Annotated in this window: 8 protein-coding genes; 7 read left to right on the top strand and 1 reads right to left on the bottom strand. The window is 37.9% G+C overall.

What is annotated here, in order from left to right; translation table 11 throughout:
• The first annotated feature begins 547 nt into the window (after nucleotides 1-547).
• From IPU53_RS13930 to yihA, 6 genes are all read left to right on the top strand, one after another.
• Nucleotides 548-1,564, top strand: a complete 1,017-nt coding sequence (locus IPU53_RS13930; protein WP_207451624.1) for a tetratricopeptide repeat protein — start codon at nucleotides 548-550, stop codon at nucleotides 1,562-1,564.
• Between the two features lie 134 nt (nucleotides 1,565-1,698).
• Nucleotides 1,699-2,988: a trigger factor gene (gene tig / locus IPU53_RS13925; protein WP_207451623.1), complete on the top strand. Its 1,290-nt coding sequence runs from the start codon at nucleotides 1,699-1,701 to the stop codon at nucleotides 2,986-2,988.
• Between the two features lie 227 nt (nucleotides 2,989-3,215).
• Complete coding sequence (gene clpX / locus IPU53_RS13920; RefSeq protein ID WP_207451622.1) at nucleotides 3,216-4,478, top strand: ATP-dependent protease ATP-binding subunit ClpX; 1,263 nt, start codon at nucleotides 3,216-3,218, stop codon at nucleotides 4,476-4,478.
• A gap of 170 nt (nucleotides 4,479-4,648) precedes the next feature.
• The gene (lonB, locus tag IPU53_RS13915) at nucleotides 4,649-6,310 is read left to right on the top strand and encodes an ATP-dependent protease LonB (RefSeq protein WP_207451621.1); all 1,662 of its coding nucleotides are present in this window, start codon (nucleotides 4,649-4,651) and stop codon (nucleotides 6,308-6,310) included.
• 405 nt (nucleotides 6,311-6,715) lie between these two features.
• Nucleotides 6,716-9,049 (top strand): endopeptidase La, encoded by a 2,334-nt coding sequence (gene lon / locus IPU53_RS13910; RefSeq protein ID WP_207451620.1) that lies wholly within the window; start codon nucleotides 6,716-6,718, stop codon nucleotides 9,047-9,049.
• The gene (gene yihA, locus IPU53_RS13905) at nucleotides 9,046-9,627 is read left to right on the top strand and encodes a ribosome biogenesis GTP-binding protein YihA/YsxC (protein ID WP_207451619.1); all 582 of its coding nucleotides are present in this window, start codon (nucleotides 9,046-9,048) and stop codon (nucleotides 9,625-9,627) included. The genes lon and yihA overlap by 4 nt, the downstream gene beginning before the upstream one ends.
• 243 nt (nucleotides 9,628-9,870) lie before the next feature.
• Here the strand turns inward: yihA and IPU53_RS13900 are convergent, their stop codons facing one another.
• Nucleotides 9,871-10,362 (bottom strand): LiaI-LiaF-like domain-containing protein, encoded by a 492-nt coding sequence (locus tag IPU53_RS13900; RefSeq protein ID WP_207451618.1) that lies wholly within the window; start codon nucleotides 10,360-10,362, stop codon nucleotides 9,871-9,873.
• Between the two features lie 349 nt (nucleotides 10,363-10,711).
• Between IPU53_RS13900 and hemA the strand changes: the two genes are divergently transcribed.
• Nucleotides 10,712-12,061 (top strand): glutamyl-tRNA reductase, encoded by a 1,350-nt coding sequence (gene hemA / locus IPU53_RS13895; protein WP_207451617.1) that lies wholly within the window; start codon nucleotides 10,712-10,714, stop codon nucleotides 12,059-12,061.
• The last annotated feature ends 10 nt before the right edge of the window (nucleotides 12,062-12,071 follow it).

Raw genomic sequence — 12,071 nt, 5'->3', positions numbered from 1 at the left:
TAGCTTGAGCGGAAGGCCCCGCAGGCGCGATAGCGGCGAGGAGACTGAAGCCAAGCCCGCGGAAAGCGTCCGACTGGAGCGGAAATTAACATTATTCGGATCCTAGTACTACATTTTCTTTTATGAAATTGATTCATTTAATATAAAATTCTAAAAAATGGATGAAGGGCTACCTTTCATTCCCATTCTCCTTTTTTCTCGCACGAAGACGATATATAACTGAACATTCAGTTATATATCGTCTTTGTGAAAAACAAATTACTTGACTTTATTATCGCTTTTTTATGCAACGCTAGTGGTTTTATGTATTGGAATGATTTATATATTATTGGAATTTATAGTGAAAAGCAAAAAATGAGCTAGCCGCAACTAAACTATAGAAAATCATACATCCGTATAGTTCTCACCCCTTTGAAACAGACTTGGTAATGGCTCGATGTGGGACCTATCTTTGGTGATTTTCAGCTTTTAGATTCAATCTATTATTTGTTTTCTTAGAAATGATTTGATACACTGATTTTTAACCTAAATGATGGGCGGTTCTATCATGAAAAAAGACCAAAACGATCGTGATTCGGCCATTATCATTCCTTTTCCAGGACTGAAGGACCGTTATTATGAAAAAGGGATATCTAGCTTGGAATCTCATCATTTTCAAGATGCAGTTGATTTTCTTAAACATGCATATCAAATGGACCCAACCGATCCGCATATTTCGGCAGCTTATCTTGCGGCTTTATATGAGAATGGAGATTATGCTGACTCCCAGCGAATGGCTGAGGAACTTTTGAAAAGTGGTGTTGGGAGTTTCTATGATGTTCTTGATATTTACTTCATGATTTTGATTCAATTAAACGATTATGAACAGGTCGTTACGACTCTAAAACCGTTATTTGAAGAGAATGAAATCCCTCCTGAAAAAGCGGAACATTTTTTACAATTACTAAAATTGAGTGAAAAGGCTGCTTCAAACCAGGTAGTGGAGAATGCTCCAAAAGAGGATGTTCCTTTTCTTCACCAAGGGCAAAGCCCGCAAGATCAGTTAATTGGGTTGGGTATGCTAAAAGATAAAAATATTCATCCATATATGGGTTCACTAATAGAAATGCTTTCTGCTGAAAATGTTCATCCGTTTATCAAAACGGCTATCCTTTCACTTTTTAAGGAGAATAAAATTGATCAATCCATTTTAGTGGAAAAATTCGGAAAAAAAGAAACGTTGAATCCAATGAATATCCATTCCGCTGAGGAATTCCCCTTCTTCCAACCTGTGAAAAAACAGATGGAAAGTCAATTAAGAGATCATAATCCTGTCTTACTAGAACAAATTCTTGATATGATAGAACGCCATTCCCTTTGTCTTTATCCATTTGAATGGGAGCCAACTAACCCATCGGTCTGGACAGCAGCATACCGGGCAATTGGATATGAGCTGTATGGTGAAAATTGGAATCTTGAAAAACTAGCGGAATTTCATAGTGTGCAAGAAGCGGAGTTAGGGACTATATTCGCCTTTATCGTGAAATTGGAGGAAATTTCTTCGGCGATTGTTTCACCCCAATAGTTGAAACGTATGTATCCTATGTTATAATGTAATGGTTATGCTGGATTGTATAATATAGCGGCACATACATAGTGAAGCAAGTAACCGCAAATAAGCAGTAAAACAACTGAGTATATATTGTTGGAGGTATTAAAATGACAGCAAAATGGGAAAAGCTTGAAGGTAATAAAGGTGTATTAACAGTAGAAGTAGATGTAAAAACTGTTAATGAAGGTTTGGACCAGGCTTTTAAAAAGGTATCTAAGGATATCAATATACCTGGATTCCGTAAAGGAAAGGTTCCACGTCCTTTGTTTGAAAAACGTTTTGGTGTAGAAAGTTTATTCCAAGATGCACTTGATTTCATTCTTCCGGAGTCTTATGCTAAGGCCGTAGAAGAAGTAGAAATTGAACCAGTAGATCGTCCAGAGATCGACATTGAACAAATGGAAAAAGGAAAAGAATTAATCTTCACTGCAACCGTTACTGTAAAGCCAGAAGTAAAACTAGGTGAATACAAAGGTCTTGAAGCAGAAATACTAGATGAATCTGTATCTGATGATGATGTAGAAGAAGAAGTGAAAACTCTTCAAGAGCGTCAAGCAGAGCTTGTTGTCAAAGAAGATGGTGCAGTCAGTGATGGTGATACAGTTGTCATCGATTTTGAAGGATTTGTTGATGGAGAGCCTTTTGAAGGTGGACAATCCGACAACTACTCCCTAGAGATTGGTTCAGGATCTTTCATTCCTGGGTTTGAAGAACAACTTATTGGGGTAAAATCAGGAGAAGAGAAAGATGTTGTTGTCACTTTCCCTGAAGAGTACCATGCAGCAGAATTAGCAGGTAAGGAAGCTACATTTAAGGTTAAGCTTCATGAAATCAAAGCAAAAGAACTTCCTGCACTTGATGATGAATTTGCTAAAGACGTTGACGAAGAAGCAGAAACATTGGAAGAACTTAGAGCCAATATCAAGAAAAGATTGACGGAAGAAAAGAAAAACGCGGCTGAGCAACAATTACGTAATGGTTTAGTTGAAAAGGCGGCAGAAAATGCTGAAATAGATGTACCTGAAGCAATGGTTAATAATGAAATGGATCAAATGATGCAAGAGTTTGAACAACGCTTGCAAATGCAAGGGATGAATCTTGACCTTTATTTCCAATTCTCAGGGCAAAACGAAGAGGATCTTCGTAGCCAAATGAAAGAAGATGCTGAAAAGCGTGTGAAAACGTCTCTTACATTAGAAGCCATTGCAAAAGCTGAAAATCTCGAAGTGGATGACGAAGCTGTTGATAAAGAAATGGATAAAATGGCTGAAATGTACAAAATGGAAGTGGACGAAGTTAAAAAGATCATGAGTGCAAATATGAGTAGTCTGAAAGCAGATTTGAAATTACAAAAAGCTATTGATGTTCTAGTTGAAAATAGCAAAACAAATGCATAAAAAACATAAACATACACATAAGATATAAGAACACAAAACAAGGCACAGATAAGATTCGTGCCTTGTTTTGCCAAAAGAATACATATTGATCGATGACCAACATGATTCGGCGTGAGTTTGAATAATGGTTATTGCTTAATGGAATGTGGTACAATGCAATACATAGCTATGGCTTGTTAATTTAGAGGTTGAATGGAAAGGATATAGCTTATTATAGGGGTGAAATCATGTTTAAATTTAACGAGGAAAAAGGTCAGTTGAAATGTTCTTTTTGTGGTAAAACACAAGAACAAGTGAGGAAATTAGTGGCTGGACCTGGTGTATATATATGTGATGAATGCATTGAGCTATGTACGGAAATTGTGGAGGAAGAACTAGGGACGGAAGAAGAAGTAGAATTTAAAGATATCCCTAAGCCACGCGAAATTAGAGAAATTTTAGATGAATACGTAATTGGCCAAGAACAAGCTAAAAAGTCCTTAGCTGTCGCTGTTTACAATCATTATAAACGTATTAACGCCAACAGCAAGATCGATGATGTCGAACTTGCGAAAAGTAATATTTGTTTAATAGGTCCTACTGGAAGCGGTAAAACCTTACTTGCACAGACTTTAGCAAGAATTTTAAACGTACCATTTGCAATTGCAGATGCGACATCATTAACAGAAGCGGGTTATGTTGGGGAAGATGTGGAAAATATTCTACTTAAATTAATTCAATCCGCTGATTATGATGTAGAAAAAGCAGAGCGCGGGATTATCTACATTGATGAGATCGATAAAGTAGCTAGAAAATCAGAAAACACTTCCATCACAAGAGATGTTTCAGGTGAAGGTGTACAGCAAGCTTTACTTAAAATATTAGAAGGTACTGTAGCGAGTGTGCCTCCTCAGGGAGGAAGAAAGCATCCACACCAAGAATTTATTCAGATTGATACGACGAACATTTTGTTTATTTGTGGTGGAGCTTTCGATGGAGTTGAGCAGATCATCAAGCGCCGTCTTGGACAAAAAGTGATTGGCTTTGGTGCTGAGGTAAAAGGTCAGGAAGAAAAGAAAGAACTTTTATCCGAAATTCTTCCAGAAGATTTACTTCGTTTTGGTTTAATTCCAGAATTTATTGGCCGTTTACCTGTCATTGCAAACTTAGAACAATTGGATGAAGAAGCGTTAATTGAAATTTTAACTCAACCGAAAAATGCCCTCGTCAAACAGTATACAAAAATGTTGGGGATGGATGAAGTTGAACTTGAATTTGAGGATGATGCCCTTCATGAAATCGCGAAAAAGGCGATTGAAAGAAAAACAGGTGCTCGTGGTCTTAGATCTATCATTGAAATGCTGATGTTAGACGTGATGTTTGACCTGCCATCTCGTGAGGATATAAAAAAATGTATCATTACGAAAGATTCTGTTCTTCATAATAAGCCACCGAAGCTTGTGCTTGAGGATGGAACGGTCATCAAGGGGTCAGAAAAAACCTCTGCTTAAATGCTATAGCAAAAAACTAGGGTTTTTAACAAAAAAATCCTAGTTTTTTTTTGGATAAAATTTGTAAAAATCCGTAAGATGATAAGAAAATCATGGTTTATTCCTCTTTGAAGCGGAGATACTAATAGATAAAAGATAGACGTTATATTGTGTCTTCGGGAGGGTAATGTATGAATTGGACAGCGATTATTATTATGATTCAGTTATTCTTTGGCATCATTATTGGATTGTACTTTCTAAATCTATTGATGAACCAAAGATCTCAAAAGGTTACTATTGATAAAGAATCAAAAAAGGAAATGGAACATCTTAGAAAAATGCGAGGGATAAAATTAACAGAGCCTTTAGCAGAAAGAGTAAGACCAGCGAAGTTTTCGGATATTGTGGGGCAAGAAGATGGAATTAAAGCATTAAAGGCGGCATTATGTGGACCAAATCCTCAACATGTTATTATTTATGGACCACCAGGTGTAGGAAAAACAGCTGCTGCAAGACTTGTTCTAGAAGAAGCAAAGAAAAATCGACGATCTCCCTTTCAGGCGGATTCAGTGTTTGTTGAGCTAGATGCTACGACGGCAAGATTTGATGAAAGAGGAATAGCAGACCCCTTAATTGGCTCTGTACATGACCCTATTTATCAGGGAGCTGGTGCAATGGGGCAGGCTGGAATTCCACAGCCCAAGCAAGGTGCTGTTTCTAATGCTCATGGTGGAGTTTTGTTTATTGATGAAATTGGTGAACTTCATCCGATCCAAATGAATAAGCTATTAAAAGTGTTAGAAGATCGAAAAGTCTATTTCGAAAGTGCTTATTATAGTTCGGAAAATAATCAAATACCTACTCATATCCATGATATTTTTAAGCGTGGACTTCCTGCAGACTTTCGTTTAATCGGTGCTACAACACGAACGCCTAACGAAATTCCACCAGCCATTCGTTCGAGATGTATGGAAGTGTTTTTTCATGAACTGGAGAAAGGCGAGATTGAAATTGTTGCAAACAAGGCGGTAGACAAAATCAATTTTACGATTGATGAAAAAGGTCTTTCCTTGTTATCTTCTTATGCTAGAAATGGACGTGAAGCTGTCAATATGATCCAAACTTCTGCTGGTTTAGCAATCATAGAGGATAGAGAGTATATCCAAGATGTAGATATGGAGTGGGTCATTCGTTCAAGTCAGCTTGTCCCACGTCATGAAAAATCCATCCCAGCGCAATCGAAAACAGGAGTTGTGAACGGTCTTGCAGTAACTGGACCTAACAGTGGAATGCTATTAGATATTGAAGTCACAGTCTTTCCAGCGGATAAAGGCTCAGTACAAATTACCGGTATCATTGAAGAAGAGAATATTAACGGTCAAGGAAAAACCGTCAAAAGAAAAAGTATGGCAAAGGGCTCCATTGAGAATGTATTAACCGTATTAAAAACAATGGGCGTTCCAGTTCAGCAATATGATATTCATGTCAATTTTCCAGGAGGAATCCCAGCCGACGGTCCTTCTGCTGGTGTCGCGATGGCGGTAGGGATTTATTCAGCCATTTATAAAATACCGGTGGAACACACAGTCGCCATGACTGGAGAAATAGGGATTCATGGTGATATAAAGCCTGTTGGCGGCGTATATTCTAAAGTGAAAGCGGCAAAACTCGCCGGCGCTAAAACAGTCCTAATACCTGCTGATAATATGCAATCCAATTTAAAAGAAATAGAAAAGGTCACAGTTATGCCCATTAGTCGTCTAGAAGAAGCTCTAGAAGTAGCTCTAATTAAAAAAGCTGGGCATGATCGAATCCTCCCTAATTTTTCAGCCCAAAATAAAAAGAGTGTGTAACCTAAGATAGGTGGAACATTGACTAAAAGCGCGGCATCCTGTCGACAGGTTCAAGCAGCGACGTCCTGTCGCTTCGCCTGCACTAGCACATCCTGTGCGTCGCAACGCTGATGGACTCGCTTTCTGCGAGCCAGTTTCTCGACATCATATGACCATTTAGGCTAAAATGGACACAGAACGAATAAGGAAAATAAAAGAATGGATGGCGCCCTTAAAGGCGCTTTCTCTTTTCTTAGATTCTGTAGGAAATAAATGGACGATGTGAATAAGTGAAACAGTAAAAATCGGACTAGTAAAATAATATAATTCGGTACTAGTTTCACAAGGGATAAAGACGTAGATCTTTTGTTATTTATCCTTTTAGGCATTCCACATTGTCTAAAAAATAGCACGGGGGTAGTAAATATGACAAAAAAAATAGAGCCATTAGTGCCTCTATTGCCATTACGAGGAATGCTTGTTTTTCCAACAATGGTCCTGCATCTTGATGTGGGAAGGGAGCGATCTGTTCAAGCTTTAGAACAGGCGATGCTAAATGATCATTTAATCTTTTTGACAACCCAAAAGGATATCGAAATTGAATCTCCAGAAGATGGGGATTTATTCGAGATAGGTACATTAACTAAGGTTAAGCAAATGTTAAAATTGCCTAATGGAACGATTCGTGTTCTGGTAGAGGGATTGAGTCGTGCCAAAATAAAAAATATAAAAGACCAAGGTCTTTATTATGCTGTAGATCTGGAACGATATGATGATGATATACAAACTGCGAATCAAGATGTTGAAATCCAAGCATTAAAAAGAACCATGCTAGAGTATTTCGAACAATATATTAAGCTGTCGAAAAAAGTTTCTTCAGAAACCTTTGCAACAGTAGCTGATATAGATGAACCCGGTCGGATGGCCGATATTATTGCCTCTCATTTGCCTTTGAAAATTCCAGATAAACAAGGCATTTTGGAAATCATTGACGTAAAAGAAAGATTAGCAAAAGTGATTGATATCATTCACAATGAAAGAGAAGTTTTACATTTAGAAAAGAAAATTGGTCAAAGGGTCAAGCAATCCATTGATCGTACCCAAAAAGAATATTATTTACGTGAACAGATGAAGGCTATCCAAAAAGAATTAGGGGATAAAGAGGGGAAAACGGGTGAGATAGCAGATTTGTCGGAAAAAATCCGCGAAGCCCAAATGCCAGAAAACGTTGAAAAAATGGCATTAAAAGAGTTAGATCGTTATGAAAAAATCCCTACTTCTTCTGCTGAAAGTTCTGTTATTCGCACTTATATTGACTGGTTAATTGCATTACCATGGTCCAATGCTACAAAAGATGATTTAAACATTCATAAAGCTGAAAAAATCTTAGAACGCGATCACCACGGACTAGAGAAGGTAAAGGAACGAGTGCTCGAATATCTTGCAGTACAACAATTAACAAATTCATTACGGAGTCCTATTCTATGTCTTGTCGGACCGCCTGGAGTAGGTAAAACAAGCTTAGCACGTTCGATTGCAGAATCAATGGGAAGAAATTTTGTTCGCATCTCATTAGGAGGTGTACGCGACGAATCTGAAATTCGTGGACATCGTCGTACTTATGTGGGGGCAATGCCTGGGAGAATTATCCAAGGGATGAAAAAAGCGGGCGCGATTAACCCAGTTTTTTTGCTAGATGAGATTGATAAAATGTCCAATGATTTTCGTGGAGATCCTTCTTCTGCAATGTTAGAAGTATTGGATCCTGCTCAAAATAGTAATTTTAGTGATCATTATATTGAAGAGCCCTATAATCTATCTAAGGTCATGTTCTTGGCAACAGCCAATGATTTAGCATCTGTTCCAGGTCCACTTCGAGATAGAATGGAAATCATTTCTATAGCAGGATATACGGAATTGGAAAAAATTCATATTGCCAAAGATCATCTATTGCCAAGACAGATAGAAGATCATGGTCTTACCAAAGCCCAGCTCCAAATAAGAGATGATGCGATTAAAATGTTAGTACGTTATTATACCCGTGAAGCAGGAGTTCGTGAATTGGATCGTCAGCTTGCTTCCATTTGTAGAAAAGCGGCCAAATTAATTGCTTCTGGTGAAAAGAAAAGAGTAGTTGTAACCGAGAAGTATTTGACGGAATTGCTTGGAAAGAAAAAATACAGTTATGGACAAGCTGAGCTTGAGGATCAAATCGGCGTAGCAACCGGGTTGGCCTATACCTCAGTAGGAGGGGATACTTTACAAATAGAAGTTTCCCTATCTCCTGGTAAAGGGAAGTTAATCCTAACGGGAAAATTGGGCGATGTAATGAAGGAATCGGCTCAGGCTGCCTTTAGTTATGTCAGATCGAAAGCAACCGAATTCAATCTTGAAAAAGACTTTCATGAAACAACTGATATTCATATCCATGTTCCTGAAGGAGCTGTACCTAAAGATGGCCCATCAGCGGGGATTACCATTGCAACGGCGCTTATCTCTGCTTTGACAAAGAATCCTGTGAAAAAGGAAATCGGTATGACAGGAGAGATCACATTACGGGGAAGAGTTTTACCGATTGGCGGACTAAAAGAAAAATCGCTAGGCGCTCATCGAGCAGGGATCACGACGATAATTATGCCGAAGGAAAATGAAAAGGATATAGAGGATATTCCAGAGAGTGTCCGCCAGGATCTTACGTTTATTCCTGTTTCCCATATAGATGAAGTGTTGAAAATTGCATTATCGGGGGAAAAAAAATGAAAGTAAATAATGCAGAGTTTATTATCAGTGCCGTTAAACCAGCGCAGTATCCAACTGAAGGATTACCTGAGTTTGCGCTGGCGGGAAGATCCAATGTGGGAAAATCGTCCTTTATAAATAAAATGATTAACCGAAAAAGTCTTGCACGTACATCTTCTAAACCGGGAAAAACCCAAACCTTGAATTATTATAAAATTGAGGATACCTTCTATTTTGTTGATGTCCCAGGCTATGGATTTGCAAAAGTATCCAAAAAAGAGCGGGAAGCATGGGGAGAAATGATCGAGACGTATCTCACATCAAGGGAGGAATTGTGTACTGTTTTGCTTATCATTGATTTAAGACATCCACCGACGAAAGATGATGTTTTAATGTATGATTTTCTAAAACACTATGACATTCCATGTACGGTAATCGCTACAAAGGCGGATAAAATCCCTAAAGGAAAATGGGAGAAACACAAACAAATAGTGAAAGAAACATTAAAATTACAGATAGAAGATGACATTGTCCTCTTCTCATCAGAAACAGGAATGGGAAAAGAAAAAGCGTGGCATACATTAGAAAAATGGCTGTAAAATAGTAAATAAAGTGCTGGGAATAATAGTGGTTTCACTAAAGAAAAAACGAACTATCGATGTGCATATAACTCGCTCCGGAAATATACTTCGCTTTCCGTGAGCGAGTGTTAAGCCTCCTTAGGATTCGCCTTCCGAGGCCTTGCCGAATTCTCACTTCCTGTAGAAGTATACGTATACTTCCTTCGCTAAGGTGGTGTACTGTTCGAAGCTTAGTATTTTAATTATGCTCCTCTATCCAAGTTATTTTCTTTTATGGAAAAATAAGAAATATAAACCAAAAATAATGAAAAGATAAGGCCATGCTTGGTCAACCCATACAATACTATGTCCATTTTTTAATAGTCCTTCTTTTAATTTGTCGAAGAACAATAATAATAAAGAAATGCCGAGAAACAGAATGCCCTGGAATAAACCATTACCCGTCTTCACATAGGTAAGGAATAAACCGATCGAAATTAGAAGCAAAAAGATGCCAGAAATATCAATCGTTACGGCTAAATGTTGAACAATATGAAAATGAAGCCCAATTCCAGTTAATAAAACTCCGGGAAAGATGAATGAGTAATCTTTTCCTGCATAGCCATTTACAAGAAAAGCGATCCCAACAATCACGAAGAGAGTAGGCCAAGAGTAAAAACCCTCAAATAGGGAAAGCTGATAATACTGTGAAAGAAAATAAATACCAAATCCAAATAGGATAATTCCTGACAAAAGATAGGGTGGTTTTTTCATAAAAATTCCTCAACTTCCTTAAAGAAATTGTTCAAAAGGATCAAAGGCTAAATTCGCGACATCCTGTCGCAACGCCTTTGTGACCTGCGTCCTGCAGGCCTCCGGTAAAAAAGACAATGCGAGATAGCGGATCTTCGACTAAGTACCGACACGTCCTGTGTTGAACGTCGAAGTCACTACACACGCGCAAGGCCATCTCGAACTTTCAACGTCCTTATTGAACATACATTTAAATGATTACTCTAAATATAGCACAGGTTTCAATATGTGTTCACATCTTTTTAGAATTCTTCTAATTAAGCATGTTATAATATAGATATGGACTAAAACTGGAGGTGCCATTTATCAAATGCATATTATTGTTGTGGGGCTTAATCATAAAACGGCTCCAGTGGAAATTAGGGAGCGTCTAGCGTTTTCTGAATCTGAGCTGCCTTTAGCAATGGCATCCTTAAAGCAACAAAAAAGTATTCTTGAGAATGTCATTGTTTCTACATGTAATCGTACAGAAATCTATGCAGTTGTTGATCAGATTCATACTGGTCGATATTATATAAAGTCTTTTTTAGCGAATTGGTTTCATATGGATCTTGAAATGATTGGAGATTATCTATACATTCATGAAAAAGAATTGGCGGTAGAGCATCTTTTCAAGGTCATCTGTGGTTTAAACTCCATGGTCATTGGTGAGACGCAAATATTAGGACAAATTCGCAATAGCTTTTTAAATGCTCAAGAAAATAAAACAACAGGAACTGTCTTTAATCAGCTCATGAAACAAGCAATAGCCCTTGCCAAAAAAGCCCATTCTGAAACGGATATAGGTGCTAACGCAGTTTCTGTTAGTTATGCTGCAGTTGAATTAGCTAAGAAAATCTTTGGTGATTTACAGGATAAACATGTCTTGGTGATTGGGGCCGGGAAAATGGGAGAATTAGCCATTAAAAACCTTTATTCTAATGGCGCTAAAAAGGTGACGGTTATTAATCGTACATTTGAAAAATCCCAGGAGCTTGCTCAAAAATTTGCAGGGCAAGCTAAGTCATTAAATGAACTTCAGTGTGCTGTAATGGAAGCAGACATTGTGATTAGTTCAACTGGTGCTAATGGCTATATCATTAAAAAAGATATACTAGTTGAAATGGAAAAAATGAGGCAGGGCAGACCTCTATTTCTTCTAGATATCGCGGTTCCCCGTGATTTAGATCCGGAGATTTCGGAACTGGAAGATGCATTTTTATATGATATCGATGATTTGGAAGGCATCGTCGAAGCAAATCTAGAAGAACGTAAATTAGCGGCAGCAAAAATCGATGCCATGATTGATGAAGAAATTAATGATTTTAATGAGTGGCTCCATACGCTTGGGGTTGTGCCTGTGATTACATCTTTACGAGAAAAAGCCCTTGCGATCCAGGCGGAAACGATGAATAGCATTGAGCGAAAATTGCCTAATTTATCTGAAAGGGAAAGAAAAGTTTTAAATAAACATACAAAAAGTATCATTAATCAATTATTGAAAGAGCCTATTTCACAAATTAAAGAAATGGCTAGTGAGCCTCAAGCCGCAGAGAAAATCGCCCTGTTTCAGCAAATCTTTCAATTGGAAACGGGGAAGGAACAACCAAAAAAGGAAACAACGGTCAAACCAATCACAAAAGAAGCAGCTAGTCATAAAGCTCCTCTTTTTCAATCATAAGAGGGAATGA

This window comes from Bacillus sp. SD088 (assembly GCF_017355205.1).
Taxonomy (GTDB): Bacteria; Bacillota; Bacilli; order Bacillales; family Bacillaceae_C; genus Lederbergia.
This window is presented reverse-complemented; position numbering and strand designations above follow the sequence as displayed.